The organism is Staphylococcus sp. MI 10-1553 (genome assembly GCF_010365305.1).
Taxonomy (GTDB): Bacteria; Bacillota; Bacilli; order Staphylococcales; family Staphylococcaceae; genus Staphylococcus.
Genome location: NZ_CP048279.1, coordinates 2098699 through 2119482, shown reverse-complemented (window position 1 = coordinate 2119482; position 20784 = coordinate 2098699). Strand labels below are relative to the sequence as shown.

The window sequence follows — 20784 nt, the reverse complement described above, 5'->3', positions numbered from 1 at the left end:
CACAAATCACTTGAATTTAAAGTTTATGCAAGTCGACGTACTTAAGGAGGATATGTAAATGATTGAAATTGAGAAACCTAGAATTGAGACAATTGAAGTTAGTGATGATGCTAAATTCGGTAAGTTCGTTGTTGAACCATTAGAGCGTGGTTATGGTACTACACTAGGAAACTCCTTACGTCGTATCCTACTATCATCATTACCAGGTGCGGCTGTGAAGTATATCGAAATTGAAGGTGTGCTACACGAATTCTCAGCAATTGATCATGTTGTTGAAGATGTGTCAACAATTGTCATGAATATTAAAAAGCTAGCGCTTAAAATTTATTCAGAAGAAGACAAAACACTTGAAATCGATATTAAAGAAGAAGGCGAAGTCACTGCAAAAGATATCATGCATGACAGTGATGTTGAAATTTTGAACCCTGATCTTAAAATTGCGACAGTGTCTAAAGGTGGTCACCTTAAGTTACGTTTAGTTGCGAATACAGGACGTGGGTATGCATTAGCTGATCAAAATAACTCAAGTGATCTTCCAATTGGTGTGATTCCAGTAGATTCATTATACTCTCCAGTAGAGCGTGTGAATTATACAGTTGAAAACACACGTGTGGGACAAAGTTCTGACTTCGACAAATTGACATTAGACGTATGGACTGATGGTTCAATTACACCGCAAGAGTCAGTATCTTTAGCTGCTAAAATTATGACTGAGCATTTAAACATCTTCGTAAGCTTAACTGACGAAGCACAAAATGCAGAAATCATGATTGAAAAAGAAGAAGATCAAAAAGAAAAAGTATTAGAAATGTCTATTGAAGAATTAGACTTATCTGTACGTTCATACAACTGTCTTAAACGTGCGGGTATTAACTCAGTACAAGAACTTGCTGACAAATCAGAGGCTGATATGATGAAAGTTCGTAACTTAGGTCGTAAGTCTCTTGAAGAAGTAAAATATAAATTAGAAGACTTAGGTTTAGGTCTAAGAAAAGAAGATTGATAAAGGAGGTTAACTCATGGGTTACAGAAAATTAGGTCGTACTTCAGATCAACGTAAAGCAATGTTACGTGATTTAGCAACATCATTAATCGTTAGCGAACGCATCGAAACGACTGAAGCACGTGCGAAAGAACTTCGTAGCGTAGTTGAAAAATTAATCACTTTAGGTAAAAAAGGTGACTTAGCTTCTCGTCGTAATGCTGCTAAAACATTACGCAACGTTCAAATCTTAAACGAAGATGAAACGACTCAAACTGCACTTCAAAAATTATTCGGTGAAATCGCTGAACGTTATCAAGAGCGTCAAGGTGGTTACACTCGTATTCTTAAAGTTGCTCCACGTCAAGGCGATGGCGCGTTAAAAGTAATCATTGAATTAGTATAATTGATACACACTACTACATGAAAGCAAATGAGTGCAACGATAATGTTTGCCACATACAAATATTGTCTAGCTCAGAGTACCCCATCTAACTTAATATTGACGACAAAGCGTGAACTCAATTAAGATGGGGTGCGCGCTTTTTTATGTTAATGATGGGCTGTTATTGATTAACCGATTAACCATGACAGATGAAATAAAGGAAGGGTATGAGATGGTGGATGGTCTCATACCCTTTTTTGCATGACGCTATGTCGACGGATAACGTGTGTAAAATATTCATAAAGAAGCTAAGATGTTATCACGATTTTATTGAATATACGTCAAACATTTCCGATACATATACAAATGACGCTGTTTTTTGTAAAATAGTCATATTAGCACACAAAGGAGGCGCTAGAAATGGAACACGAATACTTGATAGAGTTTGATCACGTTTCATTTCAATATCATGAGGATCAACCGAAAGTTTTAAATGATATCCAATTCAAAGTTAAAAAAGGAGATTGGTTATCCATTGTAGGTCATAACGGCTCAGGTAAATCGACATTAGCGAAACTGCTCACAGGTATTGAACAAGGTTATGAAGGGGATATCCGTATTAATGGAAGTTCTATAAAAGGCGTCGACCGTTCTGCTTTTCTTCACCATATCGGTATTGTGTTTCAAAATCCTGAAAATCAATTTGTCGGTTCGACCGTGAGTTTTGATGTCGCTTTTGGCTTGGAAAATAAAGGGCTATCCTATGATGAGATGCATGAAATCGTGCCTTCAGTGCTCAAAGATGTGGATATGTATGATAAACAGCACCATGAACCGACTGCGCTTTCTGGTGGACAAAAACAACGTGTCGCAATTGCGAGTGTGTTAGCACTTTTGCCACAACTGATTATTTTTGATGAAGCGACAGCGATGTTAGATCCAGAAGGTCGACGTGAAATATTGGCGATGGTGAAAGCACTCAATCAAAACAAAGGTGTGACGGTGATTGCGATTACCCATGACCTGTCAGAAGTCGTGTCATCAGATCGCGTGATTGTGATGAATCGTGGCGAAGTGTTTTTAGATGGAACGGTTGAAAAGATTTTTGAGCAAGGCGAGGCGTTAGTAGAGATTGGTTTGAACTTGCCTTTTGAGATGCGTATGGCTCAAAAGTTGAACATTAGCCAGTCGTTTATGACTTATGAAGGATTATTGGAGCGGTTGACATGATTAAATTTGAAGAAGTTTCGTATACGTATCAAAAGAAAACACCGTATGAATATCAAGCGTTGAATCAAATCACAACAGAATTTTTGCCAGGACGTTATTATGCGATTATCGGGAAAACAGGTTCAGGCAAGTCAACGTTGATTCAACATTTCAATGGCTTGCTGAAACCGACGCGTGGAAAGGTGCAAGTGTTAGATGTCACCGTCAATCGCAAAACGAAAGATAAACATCTGAAATCCATTCGTCAGCGGATAGGTATGGTTTTTCAATTTCCGGAATCACAGTTGTTTGAAGAGACTGTGGAAAAGGAAGTGCTATTCGGACCTCGAAATTATGGACTGAACTTAGACGAAGCACGTGACAAAGCGATGATGTTACTCGGTGAATTGGGCTTTGATGCAGAGAAAATTATGCAGCAGTCGCCATTTATACTTTCGGGAGGACAAATGCGTAAAGTCGCGCTCGCTGCCATATTAGCGATGGATCCTGACATTTTAATTTTAGACGAACCGACAGCAGGGTTAGATCCACGAAGTAAGGCACAGGTGATGACGTTATTTAAAAAGTTGCAGTTAGAAGAAGGCAAAACGATAATTTTAGTGACGCATGATATGAATGATGTCGCTCAATATGCAGATGAGCTTAAAATTATGCAGCGCGGAACTTTAATTGAATCCACGACGCCTTATGACTTTTTTCAACGTCCTGATGATGTCAATGCATTGCACTTGTGTCTACCCGATATTGTGCGTTTACAGCGTGATGTAGAAGCAAAATTAGGTGTCCAGTTCGACAAGTTAGCATTAACAGAAGCATCGTTTGTGGAGATTTATGAAGGATGGAGGCAACGTCATGAAAGATAAGTTAATTATTGGACGTTTTCTCCCTCTAGATACTGTCATACATCGGCTCGATCCACGCGCGAAACTGATTTTTGTATTTTTATTTATTATCATTATTTTTTTAAGTTATCATCCATTAAGTTATTTGTGGCTTGCACTTATACTACTCACAATCACTAAACTCGCGCGTATTCCATTTTGGTTTCTCATCAAAGGACTCTTGCCAGTGTTCTTCTTTTTAATTTTAACCTTTATCATGCACTTGTTTCTTACAAAAGGGGGCACGCGTTTGATTGAATGGGGCTTCATTACCATTGATTCGAACGGAATTAGAGAAGGGATATTCATCGTGCTACGACTTGGGTTTATTATGATTGTTTCAACGATTTTGACATTGACAACGAGTCCATTGAATTTGACTGATGCATTTGATCGTCTGTTTAAACCATTGAAATATATTAAAATTCCTGTAGCAGCGTTAAGTATGATGATGTCGATTGCACTACGCTTTATTCCAACATTGATGGAAGAGCTAGATAAAATTATACTGTCTCAAAAGTCACGAGGCTCTGATATTAGTTCAGGCTCATTGATGGCGAGAATTAGAGCATTCATTCCATTACTCATTCCATTGTTTATATCCGCATTTCAACGTGCAGAAGAACTTGCCATTGCGATGGAAGTGAGAGGGTATGATGCAAATGCAGAACGTACGAGTTATCGGATTTTAAAATGGCAGCTGAAAGACACATTATTAATCATCAGCCTCGTTCCAATTGCAGCGGTCTCTATATGGTTAGGCCATACTTTTTAAAGAAAGGACGATATTATGCAACGTGTCCTCGTTAAAATCAGTTATAACGGTGCACAATTTTTAGGATTTCAAATTCAAAATCAAGGACGAACAGTTCAAGGTTACTTTGAAAAAATATTAAAGCGAATGCATCAACAACATGTACGGATTCATCCATCAAGTCGAACGGACCGCGGTGTACATGCAAAAGAGCAATATTTTCATTTTGATACGCATTTAAACATCATGCCCAAACGTTGGCAACATGCGATGAACAGTGCATTGCCTGATGATATTTATGTTCATGAAGTTTCTTTTATTGATCAAAACTTTCATTGTCGCTATGACTGTGTAGGGAAGCGCTATCGTTACAGCATTTATCAAGCTACACATCGCAATCCGTTTTGGTCACAACTGAAAACATTTGAGCCGAAAACATTAGACATTGAAGCAATGCAACGTGCGGCGCAATATTTCGTCGGTACACATGATTTTACGACGTTCTGTTCACAAAAAACAGAAGTTGAAAGCAAAGAGCGCACGATATATGAAAGTCGCATTGAACAGACCGCGGACGGTATCGATTTCGTGATTTCAGGATCAGGATTTTTGTACAATATGGTGCGTGTCATTATGGCGTATTTATTAGAAGTGGGCAAAGAGAAACGTTCAGCTGAAGACGTTCCCAACTTGTTAGCGCAGCAAGATAGAAATCTTGTCCCCCATACAGCACCCGCAGAAGGACTGTATTTAGAGAAGATTTATTTAGCGCCAGAGCAGTTAATAGCAGACTTTGGAGATGACATTCAAATTCACTATAAAAAATCAACACAAATTTAACGAAACACATTGACTTTATGCGCTAAAACCTATATCATAGTTAACGGTATTGTTTTATATCACCCCACGATAAGCCCCGGAAACTTATTGTGTTACAAGATATATAAGCAGGAAAGAGCAACAGCTAACGGAATAAATAGCGCACTGGATTGTTTCGTACAATCACCCAAAAACTATAGAAACATTTATTCACTAGGAGGACTCAATTATGCGTCAAACATTTATGGCAAATGAATCAAACATTGAGCGCAAATGGTACGTTGTCGATGCTGAAGGGCAAACATTAGGTCGTTTATCATCAGAAGTCGCAGCTATCTTACGCGGTAAAAATAAAGTTACTTACACACCACACGTTGACACAGGTGACTACGTGATCATCATCAACGCATCAAAAATCGAATTGACTGGTAACAAAGAAAACGATAAAATTTACTACCGCCACTCAAATCACCCAGGTGGCTTAAAATCAATCACAGCTGGCGAGTTAAAACGTACAAACCCAGAACGTTTACTTGAAACATCAATTAAAGGGATGTTACCAAGTTCACGTTTAGGTGAAAAACAAGGTAAAAAATTATTCGTTTATGGTGGCGCTGAACATCCACACGCTGCACAACAACCAGAAAACTACGAGTTACGTGGTTAATTAGAAGGAGGAAATGACATTGGCACAAGTTGAATATAGAGGCACAGGCCGTCGTAAAAACTCAGTAGCACGTGTACGTTTAGTACCAGGTGAAGGTAACATTAAAGTAAATGATCGTGATGTACGTGAATACTTACCATTCGAATCATTAATCTTAGACTTAAACCAACCATTCGATGTAACAGAAACTAAAGGTAACTATGACGTTTTAGTTAACGTTCACGGTGGTGGCTTCACTGGTCAAGCACAAGCAATCCGTCACGGTATCGCACGTGCATTATTAGAAGCTGATCCGGAATACAGAGGTTCATTAAAACGTGCTGGTTTATTAACACGTGACCCACGTATGAAAGAACGTAAAAAACCAGGTCTTAAAAAAGCCCGTCGTTCACCTCAATTCTCAAAACGTTAATATTGTTGTTATATCAATATTTAAAGCACTTCTCGAAAATACGCGAGAGGTGCTTTTTTGTATAGATATTACCTTTAAATCCTCCTCTACTTAGTGAAAATTTAAATCGGTGTGATTGACATCTTGTCTTGTCGAAATTCAGTGACTAGATTTATATTACAAAATTTCAATAAAGCCATCGCATTTTCAAAATAATAGAACCTATCATGATGTTGAGGTGCATCAAAATCTCGTGTAAACAATGGGTCACTACCTTTATAATTACAAATTAGTAACTATGAAGGTTGTTGGATGTGTATATCGAAGACTGACAGAAAATATTGTTATTTATTTTGTTGTTTTTTTAATTTCCTTCCATGTATCAATAAAAAAATGGAAAATCCCAAACCTATCATCGTTATGATCGCTCCTGTTAAGTTAACCGAGGACATTTCGAAACCTGCGCGTATTGTTGCACCACCTAAATATGCGCCAACAGCATTAGCTAAATTAAATGCGGAAATATTGACTGTTGCTGCTAAAGTTGGCGCTTCTTTGGCAGTTTGAATAATGATTGTTTGTAATAACGGTGCCGTTGCAAAAGCGGTGAACCCAAATATAAAAACAGTAACAGAAGCAAGTATTTTATCATGAACGGTCCAAGTAAATAATGTCAAAACAATAGTTAATAGTAATAATGTTATAATTAATGCTGGGATAAGTGATCGATTAGCAAATTTTCCCGCTGTGATTGTTCCTAAGAATGATCCGATTCCGAATATAAATAAAACCATCGTAATGGCTTCTGCTGAAAATCCAGCAAATATTTCGAGTTGTGACGCGATATAAGTATAGGAAGCAAAAACACCGCCAAAGCCAAATATAGTAACCAACAATACGAGAATAACTTGCGGATTTTTAAAGGTTCCTAATTCTGATTTTAAAGACTGGTATTGGAACGGGATATTACTAGGAATATGCAAAGTCAATAAAAGACTTGCTAAAATTCCAAGAGCTGTCACAATTCCAAAAGTGATTTGCCACCCCCAAGCATGACCGATAAATGTGCCTAAAGGAACTCCTAAGACGGTGGCCAGGGTTAATCCAGCTGCAACAGTAGCAATTGCAGAGCCTTGTTTATCCTTAGCCGCTGTTTGACTAGCAATAACTGTGGCAACTGCAAAGAATGTGCCATGAATCAAAGAAGATAAAATTCTTGCAGTGATTAAAAATCCAAAAGAAATGGACAATGCGGCCATCACATTACTGAATGTAAAAAAGAGCATTAATCCGACAAGTAATTTTTTTCTAGAATATTGACTGGTCAATACTGTTACTAAAGGACTACCGATAGCTACACCTAAGGCATAGCCAGTAACCAGGAGTCCTGCGGTGGGGATGGTAATGCTTAAATCTATTGCAATAACGGGTAAAATTCCCATGATCACATATTCTGATGTCCCAATAGTAAAAACGCTTATAAATAATGCAATCAAAATCCATTTATGGTTTGCTTTCGTCATTTACTTCACTCCTATTCATTGTTTCTCTTAATTCTTCTATTTTTTGAATTCTACTTTTCAAGCGTGATTGTATCTCTGTTAATGTCTTTAATTGCTGTTCTACCTCTATTAATTTATTTTGATAAAGCGCCATCACATCATCACAAATAAATGTTTGATATGGAAATACGAATGGATCACAGTTAACAACTTCTTGTATTTCAGCTATGCTTAAGCCTAAATTAAAATATAGCCGAATCGTTTTGACTTGTTCTAAAATAGATTCATCATAATCGCGATAACCATTATGTAATCGTTTTGGCTGGATTAACCCCTTTTCCTCATAATAGCGAAGGGAACGCATACTGACTCCGGTCTTATTAGAAAGTTCACTAATTCTCATTTGATAACCTCCTCAATCTTTCCTTTTTGTAGTTTACTTATCATCACGCTCGTTATTATATTGACTAGAGCGATTTTCTTATTTTGATTAACCTCGCTTTGATAACATCAGCATAAACCTTAACATTGTGTGAAGGTCAAGCAAAAAAAAGAATGATTTTCTTTCCGCCTCAAGACAATTTTGAAATGATAATTTTCTCATTCATTTTAAAACAGTCAATCGAACAACCACTTCATTTAACATTGTTAGACCGTTTCTTCATGAAAGGCATCTGTATGAAAAGTACGCATTTCTTCAAAATCTGTAAAAAACGCAATGCATCAAATATACTTCATTGGATTTTTTGTATAGCGCGCTTCTGATGATATGTGATACGCAATGATGTAACGAACCACGGGTCAACTGTTTATTTAGTTAGCCTTAAATGATATTTAAACCCATGCTATGTAATCAAAAAATTAATCAAGGTATGCGATAGTCGATACAAGGGATTCGATAGCAGTATGTTCAAAGATATATGAAATGAAGGTCTTAATCGTATGTTGGATTGTATGCATCAGTGATAGCCATTTTGTAATGATTTAATGAAGTGAAATTCAAACAATTCAATGAGCTACAGGGTAAACCAACGCACCGAATGAGCGTGCATACAATATAAAAAATAAGCTCTCAAAAACAAAAGACATGGAAAAATTGATAGAGAAATATGACTGAAAATTCGATATAATGAATATAATATTTAATATAAGTGACGGGGAATCTGGTAATAAAATTAAAAACCTATAAAGTGATTCAGGAGGTGAGTGTGTATGGGGGGAACTGAAGTGATGAAATAATTCATATAAATAAAGATGACTCATTTGAGATTGGATTTGTCTTTATAAGTAACGAAACGATATGTACGTATATATTTAAATATTTTGTATCAAATAAAAATGACACTGTACGTTCATGCAATGATGGCATGACATGGATTAAAAAATGTTGAATAAAAGTAGTTCAGTATGGATATAAAAATGGGGTGCAATTAAATAGAGAATGCGCACGGGGAAAAATAATTGACTGATGAGGTGAGTGGTATGGTAATCGTCATAATCATACTCATGATAACGATTCTTGGTTTAGTATTTGTCTTAAAAAGAACAAATGCGATGGTAAAAGAAGAGATGCATAAAAGAATGGCAATCGAACAACAATATGAAAAGAAATTAGAGCAGAAAGAAACTGAGGTTGACACGCATATTCAAACGTTGGAAAGTTATCAATTGAGTAAAGGTGAAATCGAAACAGATTTTAAACAGTTAGAGAAAAATTACATCCAATTAAAAGAGACACTTAACAAGCATAAGATTTTTTCAAATAATATCGGTGAAGTGATGGCATCAAGAGATTTGTCTCATATTTTTGAATCTTATAAATCTAGGGGGATAGTGAATCAATATCATATTATAGACAATATCCTTTTCAGTGACGAGAATGTAAGGCAAATCGATCATGTGGTGGTTTGTGATTATGGGATATTTATGATTGAAACAAAGACTTGGAAAGGGGATATATTTTATAATACCAATAAGGAAGCATTGCAAGGGACACCATATAGATTTTTAGAGAAATACTTGTTTAATGATAAGTTTGAAAAAGCATATAAAACTTTTGTACTTAAGTCTGATAAAGATGGTAAATTTGAAGTATTAGATTATGGGAACCCTTATCAACAAGTCAGACAGTCTATTTATAAGGTGTATCATTACTTCAATAAAAAGTATTATGTGAATGGATTAGTCTATTTTAATTATAAAGCGGAAGCAGACCATTATATTTTCTTTGATGGTTCAGAAGAAAATAATCCAATTAAGGCCGTTAATCAAATCGAACATTTGGTAGCGTACTTTGATGATAAAATTAAAAACAGCAAGAAATATATGAATGCGGATGATATCAACGCAGTCGCAACAAAGTTAAAAGAAAATATGATGCTATAGGATAATGACTTATAACAGCGATTATAAAAAGTAGGAAAATGGCAGAATGGAAATGCTATTTTCCTACTTTTTGTATGTGGCGTGCCATGGTTTATTGGATCTCATGCACTATAATTCGAGCCATTCGTCAGTGGACATGACCGTTGAAAAGTTGGTTAAGGATGCAATCAATGCGTGTTGCACGTCATTCGCATCCACATCATGACCGTTAAACGATAAAGCTTTTGTCGCTGTAGCATCATGAATGAGTATCGGGTTGTAACCGAGTTCTGAAGCGGCTCTTGTCGTTGAATCTACACACATATGTGTCATCATGCCACAAATCACTAAAGTATCAATATCGTGTTGTTGAAGCGTTTCTTGAAGTTCTGTTTGAAAAAAGCTATTCGGAAAATGTTTTTCGATAATGATACTTTCTGGTTGAACTGCTAATTCAGAGTGCAATGCCACGCCTTCTGTGTCTGCTTCAAAAAATGTTGGGTTGGGTTTCGTATTGATGTGCTGGATATAGATGATAGGCAAATGTTTAGCGCTAAAATCCTGTTCAAGTTGTTGAATATTTCTCAGTGCTTTATCGGGTTGATGGAGCGCCATTTTACCTCCTTTGAAATAATCATTTTGAACATCAATGACTAATAAACCGTGTTTTGTCATGGCTGTCCCTCCTTAGTTATTATGATTTATCATACATCAGCGTTTCATAAAGTTAAAATGATACGTTTTACTCTAGACAATCACAAAGCGCTGATTAACAGGTGAATTTAAGTCGAATCCGCTCCATTGATGACTAACGAAAGTATTACTACACTATCGACTTATTTATGTTTGAATTTGTTTGAAAAACTATTTTTGTTTGTTTTTTGAACATTTTGTAGTATGGTTATGATAATACAAGTTTGAATATGTTAAATTGACGTATAATCAATATAAAATAGTTAGATATTAAAGGTGTGAAATGTTTGAACAAATATGAACGACTAGATGAGATAGCACGACGCGTAAACGAAAAAGGGACCATACGTATTACGGATATTGTGGAAGACTTGAATGTGTCCGATATGACTGTAAGACGGGATTTAATCGAATTAGAGGAACAAGGGATATTGACGAAAATACATGGGGGTGCCAGAAGTAATAAAGCTTCTCAATATAAAGAGATGTCTCACCGTGAAAAACATACCCGAAAAAGTGAAGAAAAGTTAGAAATTGCTAAAAAAGCGGCAAAGTTGATTGAAGATGGAAATGTTATTTTTCTAGGTCCTGGTACAACAGTTGAAATGTTAGCAAAAGAAATTTCCAATACACGCTTATCTGTAGTGACAAACTGTTTACCAGTTTTTCACATCCTTGAACATAAAAGATCGGAACAATTTTCTGTATACTTAATAGGCGGTGCGCAAAGAAAGTTAACGGAGTCATTTGTAGGCGAAATGGCAAACATGTTATTAGAGAAAATGCGTTTTTCAAAAATATTTTTTAGTGCTAATGGCATCAAAGGCAATGATGTAATGACCTCGTCTTATGAGGAAGCATACACTCAAAAATTGGCTATTGCACACTCCAATGAAAAGTACATTTTAGCGGATGATTCCAAAATAGGAAAAGAAGATTTTGTATCATTTTGCGAACTGAAGGATTTAACTGCATTGGTTACCAACACTTTAAACAGTGAACAGTTACAACATCTACAGAAATATATTGAAATCATTTAATAATTAGGCGCATAAAAGACTTGGACAATGAGACGTCCGAGTCTTTTTTTGTTTAAAAATGATGATAAATGTTTATATGTGGGTTGAAACAAACAAATTATGTTGATATTTTGTTTGAATCATTGTATGATTTAACTGTCCAATAATGAAAACGCTTAAAAACGTATGATTTAACATGCGTATAGAAAGGATGATCATTGTGAAAGTGATTATTGGTGCCGATCAATATGGTTTAAGCCTAAAAGAACATATTAAAACTTATTTACTTAATCACCAATATGAAGTCTTAGATGTTACAAGTCAAGAATTGGAAGACTTTGTGGATGTTACTGTTGCAGTTGCTAAAGAAGTTCAGCAAAGCGATGAAAATTTAGGAATAGTCATTGATGAGTATGGTGCAGGAAGTTTTATGGTTGCAACAAAAATTAAAGGCATGATTGCTGCAGAAGTTTCAGATGAACGTTCGGCCTACATGACGAGAAGTCACAACAACTCAAAAATGATTACGATTGGATCAGCACTCGTTGGCCAAACTTTAGCTGAAAATATCGTAAAAGGATTTGTTGAAGGTCATTATGATGGGGGACGTCATCAAATTCGTGTGGATATGTTAAATAAGATGGGATAAGAGGAGGAACATTACATGAAGATTGCAATAGGTTCGGATCATATTGTAACAGATACCAAAATGGAAGTATCTCAATTTTTAAAGTCATTGGGACATGAGGTTCTCGATTGTGGCACTTATGATTTTGCACGTACACATTATCCAATTTATGGCAAAAAAGTGGGGGAAGCAGTAACAAGTGGAGAGGCTGACTTAGGTATTTGTATTTGTGGTACAGGTGTTGGAATCAATAACGCTGTAAATAAAGTGCCTGGTGTTCGTTCAGCGTTGGTTCGTGATTTGTCTTCGGCTTTATATGCCAAGGAAGAACTTAACGCTAATGTAATAGGATTCGGAGGCAAAATCATTGGAGGATTGTTACTTTGTGATATTGTCGAAGCTTTTATTAATGCGGAATATAAACCTACTGAAGAGAATAAAAGATTGATTGAAAAAATTGCTCAAGTTGAATCAGTTAATCAAGAGCAACAGGACGATTCCTTTTTTGATGAATTTTTAGAAAAGTGGGATAACGGAGAATATCACGATTAAATGATTGAGTATATAAAGATTTAAAGTGTATTTATCGATTTTATTGTATATATCTTATTAAATTTAGAGGTGTAAATATGAGTAAGAAACAAGAACTGTTATCACACTTAAGTGACAACAATGGAATCATATCAGCATTAGCTTTTGATCAACGTGGTGCATTAAAACGGATGATGTCACAATTTCAAACATCTGAACCTGACGTTAAAGATATGGAACAATTAAAAAAATTAGTTTCAGAAGAGCTCACACCTTATGCGTCATCTATTTTACTCGATCCAGAATATGGTTTGCCTGCAACACAAGTGAGACACGCATCTACAGGCTTACTACTAGCATATGAAAAAACAGGATATGATGCGAATGCTAAAGGGCGCTTGCCAGATTGTCTTGTAGATTGGTCTGCTAAACGTATTAAAGAAGCAGGTGCGGAAGCTGTAAAATTTTTGCTCTATTATGATGTTGATGATGAAAAACACATTAATGTTCAAAAAGAAGCATATATTGAAAGAATTGGCTCAGAGTGTAAGGCAGAAGATATTCCATTCTTCTTAGAAATTCTAGCTTATGATGATTCAATTAAAGATAACAAAAGCAAAGCGTACGCAAAGGTAAAACCAAGAAAAGTCATTGAAGCGATGCGTGTATTTTCAAATGAACGTTTTGGAGTAGATGTTTTAAAAGTAGAAGTACCTGTAGATATGAATTATGTCGAAGGGTTTAGTCAAGGTGAATTTGTGTACACACGTGAAGAAGCGGCACAGTATTTTAAACAGCAAGATGAAGCAACACAACTTCCTTATATTTATTTAAGTGCCGGAGTTTCTGCAAAATTATTTCAAGACACATTAAGATTCGCTCATGATTCCGGCGCTAAATTTAACGGTGTATTATGTGGACGTGCGACATGGTCTGGTGCAGTCAAAGCCTACATTGAGAACGGAGAGGAAGCCGCTAGAGAATGGTTACGCACTGAAGGTTATGACAATATAAGCGAACTGAACAAAGTGTTAACAGAAACAGCTGTTTCATATAAGGAAAAACTATAATTTTAATGTTTTGGTGGAGATGATATTTATGAATAGAGAAGAAGTTACTATGTTAGGATTTGAAATTGTAGCTTACGCAGGAGATGCACGCTCAAAATATTTAGAGGCATTATCAGCAGCGCGCGACGGAGATTATGATAAAGCTGAACAACTGATTGAAGAAGGTAATCAATGTATTGTGGATGCACATAAAGCACAAACGAGTTTATTACAAAAAGAAGCAATTGGTGATGACATTGCATACAGCGTAACCATGATGCATGGACAAGATCACTTAATGACAACAATTTTATTAAAAGACATGTTAAAACACATCATTGAATTGTACAAACGAGGGAGCTGACATCTATGAACAAATTGATTGGATTAATTGAAAAAGGTAAGCCGTTTTTTGAAAAACTCTCACGTAATATTTACTTGAGAGCAATTCGTGACGGTTTTATTTCAGCTATGCCTATTATTTTATTTTCAAGTATTTTCTTATTGATTGCTTATGTTCCGAATATATTTGGATTTAAGTGGAGTAAAGAAATGGAAGCGCTCATTATGAAGCCATACGGTTATACAATGGGGATTGTAGGGTTGTTTGTTGCAGGAACGACTGCTAAAGCACTTACAGATTCATTCAACCGTAAATTAGAAAGAACAAACCAAATCAACTTCATATCGACGATGCTTGCTTCGATGAGTGGTTTCTTATTTTTAGCTTCAAATGCACTTGAAGAAGGTGGATTTGCAAATGCTTTTATGGGAACAAAAGGTTTGCTTACAGCGTTTTTATCTGCATTTATCACTGTTTTTATTTATAATATTTGTATTAAAAATAATATTACAATTAAAATGCCTAAAGAAGTACCACCAAATATTTCACAAGTATTTAAAGATTTAATTCCATTCAGTCTTGTTATCTTAATATTGTATGGATTAGACATCCTTTCAAGATCAGTGAATAAAACAAATGTAGCTGAATCTATTTTAAAAACTTTTGAACCATTATTTACCGCTGCAGATGGCTATGTGGGTATTACAATTATATTTGGTGCTTTTGCGTTTTTCTGGTTTGTTGGTATTCACGGTCCTTCTATCGTTGAACCAGCTATCGCAGCCATTACTTATGCCAATATCGAAACGAACTTTAAATTGTTACACGCTGGTGAGCATGCAGATAAGATCTTAACACCAGGTACACAAATGTTTATCGTAACAATGGGAGGTACTGGGGCGACATTAGTTGTACCTTTCATATTTATGTGGCTGTCTAAATCAAAACGTAATAAAGCGATTGGGCGTGCTTCAGTCGTACCTACATTTTTCGGTGTAAATGAACCTATTTTATTTGGTGCACCAATCGTATTAAACCCGATTTTCTTCATACCATTTATTGCAGCACCGATTATAAACGTTTGGATTTTCAAATTCTTTGTTGATGTTATAGGTATGAATAGTTTTAGTGTATTTTTACCTTGGACAACACCAGGTCCATTAGGAATTGTGATGGGTACAGGATTTGAAGTATGGGCGTTTGTATTAGCTATTACTTTAATTATTGTTGATGTGATTGTTTACTATCCATTCTTTAAAGTTTATGATAACCAAATTCTAGAAGATGAATTAAAAGGTGTAGATAGTACGAATGAACTGCATGCAAAAGTTGGAGAGAATTTTAATACGAAAAAAGCAGAAGCTATTCTTGGTTCTACTGCAAACAAATCGACAGATCAAGCTGTAAAAGAAGACAAAGATTCAAGTGCAGTGAGTGATATTACAGGACCAACCAATGTTCTAGTACTATGTGCCGGTGGAGGTACAAGTGGATTGCTTGCCAATGCTTTAAATAAGGCTGCAGCAGAATATAATGTTCCTGTTAAAGCGGCTGCTGATAGTTATGGTGCACATATGGATATTATGAAGGATTTCGATCTTGTCATTTTAGCCCCACAAGTTGCTTCAAACTATCAAGATATTAAACGAGACACGGATAGACTTGGAATAAAGCTTGCTAAAACACAAGGGGTAGAATACATTAATCTCACTCGTGATGGACAAGCTGCTTTAAAATTCGTACAAGATCAATTTAAGTAAAAGGAGATCAAATTCTAATGAAAAAGTTACCGAAAGACTTTATTTTTGGCGGTGCTACAGCAGCATATCAAGCTGAAGGTGCAACAAATATTGACGGTAAAGGCAGAGTAGCATGGGATACTTATTTGGAAGAAAACTATTGGTACACAGCTGAGCCGGCGAGTGACTTTTATCATCGTTATCCGGTTGACTTAGAGTTAAGTGAAAAATTTGGTGTGAATGGTATACGGATTTCAATCGCATGGTCACGGATTTTTCCAACAGGTTACGGTGAAGTAAACCCCCAAGGTGTAGATTATTATCATCGTCTTTTTAAAGAGTGTATTAAAAGAAATGTTGAACCTTTCGTAACATTACATCATTTCGATACTCCAGAAACTCTGCATTCGAATGGCGATTTTCTTAACAGAGATAATATCCAACATTTTGTGGATTATGCTGAATTTTGTTTTAACGAGTTTAAAGAAGTGAATTATTGGACAACATTCAATGAAATCGGACCTATTGGAGATGGGCAATATCTCGTAGGTAAATTTCCTCCGGGTATTCAATATCATTTTGAAAAAGTGTTTCAATCACACCATAATATGATGGTTGCACATGCTAAAGCAGTTGTTTTATTTAAGGAACAAGGTCATCAAGGAGAAATTGGTGTTGTTCATGCTTTACCTACAAAATATCCTTTTAACCCGGACAATCCTGAAGATGTTCGTGCAGCTGAATTAGAAGATATTCTTCACAATAAATTCATTTTAGACGCCACGTATTTAGGACATTATTCCGAAAAGACTATGGAGGGTGTCAATCATATTCTAAGCGTGAATGGTGGTAAATTGGACTTAAGAGAAGAAGATTTTGAAATATTAGAAGCTGCCAAAGACCTAAATGATTTCTTAGGTATTAATTATTATATGAGTGATTGGATGCGTGGTTTTGAAGGTGAAAGTGAAATAACGCATAATTCAAAAGGAGATAAAGGTGGCTCAAAATATCAACTGAAAGGGGTCGGACAACGTGAATTTGATGTGGATGTCCCTAGAACAGATTGGGATTGGATGATTTATCCACAAGGTTTATATGATCAAATCATGCGTGTTAAAAATGATTACCCGAATTATAAAAAAATCTATATCACTGAAAATGGATTAGGTTACAAAGATGATTTTGTTGATAATACAGTTCAAGACGATGCGCGTATTGATTACGTAAAACAACATTTAGAAGTGATTGCAGATACCATTGAGGATGGCGCCAATGTGAAAGGTTACTTCATTTGGTCGTTAATGGACGTGTTCTCTTGGTCAAATGGTTATGAAAAGCGTTATGGCTTATTCTATGTTGATTTTGAAACACAAGAACGCTATCCGAAAAAGAGTGCATATTGGTATAAGAAACTCGCAGAAACACAAATTATTGAATAGTGACATGAAAACCAAGGCTTTTAAACGGGTCTTGGTTTTTTTGATGCATTTTTAAAAATCATAAATGACATAATCAGAGCTGCTACAGGTATCCATTTCAACTTTATTCATATTTTTCGTATGCAACAATAAATAAAAATGATTTTAGACCCAAATATAAAATTAACAACTTGACGATTCCTTTTAAAATTACTATACTTTAATAGTTAGGTAAACTAACTATTAAAGGAGGTATACGATGAATGACTTTTTTTCTTTAACATTGTCGCTATATAGGCCATATGTTAAAAAAATAGAACCTATTTTGAATGAACACAGCTTGAATCTTGCGCGGTGGCTTGTGTTAAAAGATATTGGCTATCATCAACCGACTGCATTGGTGGAGATAGCGAAAAGACGTTTTATTGAAAAATCGACAACACATCAAATTTTAAAAGTTTTTGAAGAAAAGCAATTGATTGTGGTGACGACGGATAAAAATGATAAACGTCATAAATGGATTGAACTATCAAAAGAAGGTCAAGTTTTATTTCAATCGATCAACAAACGTATTTTAGAGATGGATGACAAAATTCTATCTGAAGTTAAAAACGATGAGAATTTTGAACACATATGTCAGTTTATGGAGCAATTATTAAATCGTATGAAAGGGAGTTAGGTACCGAATGGAGTCTACTCAGGGGTCAAAAATATGGACAAAGGAATTTGTAGTTAATTTTATTATTAACTTTTTAGTATTTTTATGTATGTATTTGCTAATGGTCGTGATGGCCAGATATACCATACAAACATTTGATACGACTGATAGTATTGGGGGATTAGTTGCTGGATTATTCGTTATTGGTTCACTTTTAGGTCGTTTTATGACAGGTCGATTTGTTGATAATGTTGGACCTCGAAAGCTGTTAGTCGTAGGGTCGATTTTATTACTGATTACGCAAGCATTGTATTTTGTTGAAGGTTCATTAATGTTGTTAATTATCGTACGTATACTCAATGGGATGGCGACAGCGGTAGTGACGACTGCAACGGGTGCTGTCGCTGGTTATTTAACACCAGAAAATCGTAAAGGTGAAGGGATTGCGATGTTTGGATTGAGTTTGATTGTCGGTGCAGCTATTGGACCGTTTTTTGGTTTATACCTTTCAGAGCACTATCCTATGGAAGTCATTTTTACGTTATGTATCGTCATTGGTGTCATCAGTTTCGCTAGTGTTTTCTTCCTTAATGTTGAATTTCCTCAAGCTGAACAACCTGTTCATGCGACGCATCAAAAGTTCAGCATTCATAAATATTTTGCTGTTGAAGCAGTACCTGTTGGCATTGTCACGTTACTCATTGCCGTTGGTTACTCCTCACTGCTGTCATTTATTCAATTTTTTGCGACAGAAAATCACTTCGAATCCATTTCCAGCTATTACTTTATCGTTTACGCGATTGCTGCATTAGTGACACGTCCTATCGCCGGTCAATTGATGGACGAATACAATGAAAATGTCGTTAATATTCCAGCGTTTATTTCATTTGCACTCAGCCTATTTTTACTTGGTATTACCCAAAATCCAATTGCGTTTTTCGTTTCGGCTATTTTAGCAGGTATCGGTTATGGCAACTTAGCGTCGACTTTACAAGCGGTTGCGGTAAAAGTTGTGCCGTTTCACAAAATCGGTTTAGCGACTGCCACATTTTTCATTGGATTGGATGTAGGTCTCGGTTTTGGTCCATTTGTGCTCGGTATGTTCACGGCTAAAATCGGTTTTGCCAATATTTATATTTGTATGGGTGTTTTACTCGTACTTACACTCATTTTTTACTATTTCGTACATGGTAAACGTATGAAAAACATTTACGGTAAACAACTTTCTCAACATTAAAAAGCGAGGTGTGTGGCGTTGGCGAAAATGATGCAGATTCATGATAAACAAATTAAAGTATGCGCATTCAATCAATCTTATGCAGCTTTTCAAATCCCTTATGCGCAAAATGAGGGCAGATTGCAGTATTCGTCCTTATTGAAATGGGAAGACTTAGATACGGTAATAGACTGTTCAATGAGAGGAAGGGTGTTTCCACAAAATCCGAATCGTCTCAGTACAGTGATGGGGTGTCGACAAGAGGAAAAGAATCAATCAGAAGCGGCTTTTCACTTAAACATTTTTAGCTCGAAACAATTTAAAAACAAACCTGTCCTCTTTTGGATACATGGTGGGGGCTGGTTGACTGGTGGAGGTGCGCTCCCTTGGTATGACGGTAACCATTTAGCTGAAAATGAAGATATTGTTGTCGTCACTATCAATTACCGCATTGGTGCATTAGGTGCCTTTCAAACAGAAGAAGGTCCGAAAAATCTCGGGTTAAATGATATCATCAACGCTTTAACGTGGGTGCATAACAATATTTATTACTTTGGTGGAGATTCTGACAATATCACTGTAGGCGGGCAGTCAGCAGGGGCATGGTATACAGCGGCTTTACTAGGTCATGTTGATGCACATCATTTATTTAACAAAGCCATCCTCGCAAGCTTTCCAGGTCAAATCAAGCCATTAACCGCACTTAGTTCACAACAGTTGTCCACGCAATTGCAAAACTATTTAGCACCCAAAACAATGGCAACTGCGACGACGCAAGAGATTTTAGATGCGCAAAATCAAGTCATGACACACCTTTCACATCACCAACCCAGTCGTATTCCTACAAGCTTTATTCCAATTGAAAGCGAACAATTATCCAAAGATTTGATTGATCAGGCAGTAAAAGTATCAGGTGGTAACAAAGATGTGATGGCTTGGGTGACTCAAAATGAAATGAATGCATTTAAGCCACATGGTAACATAGCTGATGAACTTGACAAAATGAGGGTTGAGGAATTTGAACAACCGACAAAAGCATTATTACAGCAATTTGAAGATAAAGGCAGTGACGTTCACTTTCAAATCATTGACGGGGGAAATGACAGACTTGGCGCACCGCATTGTTTCGATTTACCACTCTTATTTGGAAACTTTGAACAATGGTCGAATGCCCCGATGCTTGAAGGAACAAAAGATCAAAAATTAAAAGCAGCCTCAAGACAGTTACAACAACACGTAGCGCAGTTTATGAGAGCATAATTTCGAATTCAATCACAAAACATGTTTTAGCATAGGTTAAGACGTGTTTTGTGATTTTTTATTACAATTAAAAAACCCCCACTGACACAGTAGGGTGTTAATGAAATATTACATTGACGCTTTAAGCTTGTTTTAACTTAACTATGTTTATTTAGAATGAAGTAAAACCTTCAAATCGATAGTATCATAAGTGTTCACAATTATCAAACTATTTGCGATAATATTCATATATAAATTAAGTGGAGGGAAACA

The 20784-nt window shown here is 36.0% G+C and carries 22 protein-coding genes; 19 read left to right on the top strand and 3 right to left on the bottom strand.

Annotated features, from left to right (window positions below; all coding sequences use genetic code 11):
- The first annotated feature begins 58 nt into the window (after positions 1 to 58).
- The 8 genes from GZH82_RS09865 to rpsI all read left to right on the top strand — a co-directional run bounded on the left by GZH82_RS09865 (position 59) and on the right by rpsI (position 6130).
- The gene (locus tag GZH82_RS09865; protein WP_085236867.1) at positions 59 to 1003 is read left to right on the top strand and encodes a DNA-directed RNA polymerase subunit alpha; all 945 of its coding nucleotides are present in this window, start codon (positions 59 to 61) and stop codon (positions 1001 to 1003) included.
- A gap of 16 nt (positions 1004 to 1019) precedes the next feature.
- Positions 1020 to 1388, top strand: coding sequence for a 50S ribosomal protein L17 (gene rplQ / locus GZH82_RS09860; protein ID WP_014613237.1), 369 nt, complete (start codon positions 1020 to 1022; stop codon positions 1386 to 1388).
- A 399-nt stretch (positions 1389 to 1787) separates the two neighbouring features.
- The gene (locus GZH82_RS09855) at positions 1788 to 2597 is read left to right on the top strand and encodes an energy-coupling factor transporter ATPase (RefSeq protein ID WP_162682342.1); all 810 of its coding nucleotides are present in this window, start codon (positions 1788 to 1790) and stop codon (positions 2595 to 2597) included.
- Positions 2594 to 3460 carry an energy-coupling factor transporter ATPase gene (locus tag GZH82_RS09850; RefSeq protein ID WP_162682341.1) on the top strand — a complete coding sequence of 289 codons (867 nt, stop codon included), beginning with the start codon at positions 2594 to 2596 and terminating at the stop codon, positions 3458 to 3460. The genes GZH82_RS09855 and GZH82_RS09850 overlap by 4 nt, the downstream gene beginning before the upstream one ends.
- Positions 3450 to 4253, top strand: a complete 804-nt coding sequence (locus GZH82_RS09845; RefSeq protein ID WP_162682340.1) for an energy-coupling factor transporter transmembrane component T family protein — start codon at positions 3450 to 3452, stop codon at positions 4251 to 4253. Before GZH82_RS09850 ends, GZH82_RS09845 begins: the two co-directional genes overlap by 11 nt.
- Before the next feature lie 15 nt (positions 4254 to 4268).
- Positions 4269 to 5072 (top strand): tRNA pseudouridine(38-40) synthase TruA, encoded by an 804-nt coding sequence (gene truA, locus GZH82_RS09840; protein WP_162682339.1) that lies wholly within the window; start codon positions 4269 to 4271, stop codon positions 5070 to 5072.
- A gap of 208 nt (positions 5073 to 5280) precedes the next feature.
- Positions 5281 to 5718, top strand: a complete 438-nt coding sequence (gene rplM, locus GZH82_RS09835) for a 50S ribosomal protein L13 (protein WP_014613242.1) — start codon at positions 5281 to 5283, stop codon at positions 5716 to 5718.
- Positions 5719 to 5737: 19 nt separating this feature from the next.
- Entirely contained in the window at positions 5738 to 6130 is a 393-nt protein-coding gene (gene rpsI, locus GZH82_RS09830) for a 30S ribosomal protein S9 (RefSeq protein WP_037542446.1), read from the top strand.
- A 323-nt stretch (positions 6131 to 6453) separates the two neighbouring features.
- Here the strand turns inward: rpsI and GZH82_RS09825 are convergent, their stop codons facing one another.
- A complete protein-coding gene (locus GZH82_RS09825; protein WP_162682338.1) occupies positions 6454 to 7632 on the bottom strand; it encodes an MFS transporter in 1179 nt (392 codons plus the stop codon).
- The gene (locus tag GZH82_RS09820) at positions 7613 to 8014 is read right to left on the bottom strand and encodes a MerR family transcriptional regulator (RefSeq protein ID WP_096605706.1); all 402 of its coding nucleotides are present in this window, start codon (positions 8012 to 8014) and stop codon (positions 7613 to 7615) included. Before GZH82_RS09820 ends, GZH82_RS09825 begins: the two co-directional genes overlap by 20 nt.
- A gap of 1079 nt (positions 8015 to 9093) precedes the next feature.
- Between GZH82_RS09820 and GZH82_RS09815 the strand changes: the two genes are divergently transcribed.
- Positions 9094 to 9996: a nuclease-related domain-containing protein gene (locus GZH82_RS09815; protein ID WP_096605708.1), complete on the top strand. Its 903-nt coding sequence runs from the start codon at positions 9094 to 9096 to the stop codon at positions 9994 to 9996.
- A gap of 108 nt (positions 9997 to 10104) precedes the next feature.
- Here GZH82_RS09815 and GZH82_RS09810 read toward each other — a convergent pair whose 3' ends face one another.
- Entirely contained in the window at positions 10105 to 10650 is a 546-nt protein-coding gene (locus tag GZH82_RS09810; RefSeq protein WP_162682337.1) for a cysteine hydrolase family protein, read from the bottom strand.
- 305 nt (positions 10651 to 10955) lie between these two features.
- Between GZH82_RS09810 and GZH82_RS09805 the strand changes: the two genes are divergently transcribed.
- The 10 genes from GZH82_RS09805 to GZH82_RS09760 all read left to right on the top strand — a co-directional run bounded on the left by GZH82_RS09805 (position 10956) and on the right by GZH82_RS09760 (position 20532).
- On the top strand, positions 10956 to 11708 hold the full coding sequence (locus GZH82_RS09805; RefSeq protein ID WP_162682336.1) for a DeoR/GlpR family DNA-binding transcription regulator: 753 nt from the start codon (positions 10956 to 10958) through the stop codon (positions 11706 to 11708).
- Positions 11709 to 11907: 199 nt separating this feature from the next.
- Complete coding sequence (gene lacA / locus GZH82_RS09800) at positions 11908 to 12336, top strand: galactose-6-phosphate isomerase subunit LacA (RefSeq protein ID WP_162682335.1); 429 nt, start codon at positions 11908 to 11910, stop codon at positions 12334 to 12336.
- A gap of 15 nt (positions 12337 to 12351) precedes the next feature.
- Positions 12352 to 12867, top strand: coding sequence for a galactose-6-phosphate isomerase subunit LacB (gene lacB, locus GZH82_RS09795; protein WP_096544362.1), 516 nt, complete (start codon positions 12352 to 12354; stop codon positions 12865 to 12867).
- 77 nt (positions 12868 to 12944) lie between these two features.
- Positions 12945 to 13916: a tagatose-bisphosphate aldolase gene (gene lacD, locus GZH82_RS09790; protein ID WP_162682334.1), complete on the top strand. Its 972-nt coding sequence runs from the start codon at positions 12945 to 12947 to the stop codon at positions 13914 to 13916.
- A 28-nt stretch (positions 13917 to 13944) separates the two neighbouring features.
- Positions 13945 to 14259: a PTS lactose/cellobiose transporter subunit IIA gene (locus GZH82_RS09785; RefSeq protein WP_096555582.1), complete on the top strand. Its 315-nt coding sequence runs from the start codon at positions 13945 to 13947 to the stop codon at positions 14257 to 14259.
- A gap of 5 nt (positions 14260 to 14264) precedes the next feature.
- The gene (locus GZH82_RS09780; protein WP_162682333.1) at positions 14265 to 15998 is read left to right on the top strand and encodes a lactose-specific PTS transporter subunit EIIC; all 1734 of its coding nucleotides are present in this window, start codon (positions 14265 to 14267) and stop codon (positions 15996 to 15998) included.
- A 17-nt stretch (positions 15999 to 16015) separates the two neighbouring features.
- Complete coding sequence (gene lacG, locus GZH82_RS09775; RefSeq protein ID WP_162682332.1) at positions 16016 to 17419, top strand: 6-phospho-beta-galactosidase; 1404 nt, start codon at positions 16016 to 16018, stop codon at positions 17417 to 17419.
- Positions 17420 to 17657: 238 nt separating this feature from the next.
- A complete protein-coding gene (locus tag GZH82_RS09770) occupies positions 17658 to 18077 on the top strand; it encodes a MarR family winged helix-turn-helix transcriptional regulator (protein WP_162682331.1) in 420 nt (139 codons plus the stop codon).
- A gap of 88 nt (positions 18078 to 18165) precedes the next feature.
- Positions 18166 to 19293: an MFS transporter gene (locus GZH82_RS09765; RefSeq protein ID WP_457853003.1), complete on the top strand. Its 1128-nt coding sequence runs from the start codon at positions 18166 to 18168 to the stop codon at positions 19291 to 19293.
- A gap of 27 nt (positions 19294 to 19320) precedes the next feature.
- Positions 19321 to 20532 carry a carboxylesterase family protein gene (locus GZH82_RS09760; protein ID WP_238989697.1) on the top strand — a complete coding sequence of 404 codons (1212 nt, stop codon included), beginning with the start codon at positions 19321 to 19323 and terminating at the stop codon, positions 20530 to 20532.
- Positions 20533 to 20784 lie beyond the last annotated feature (252 nt).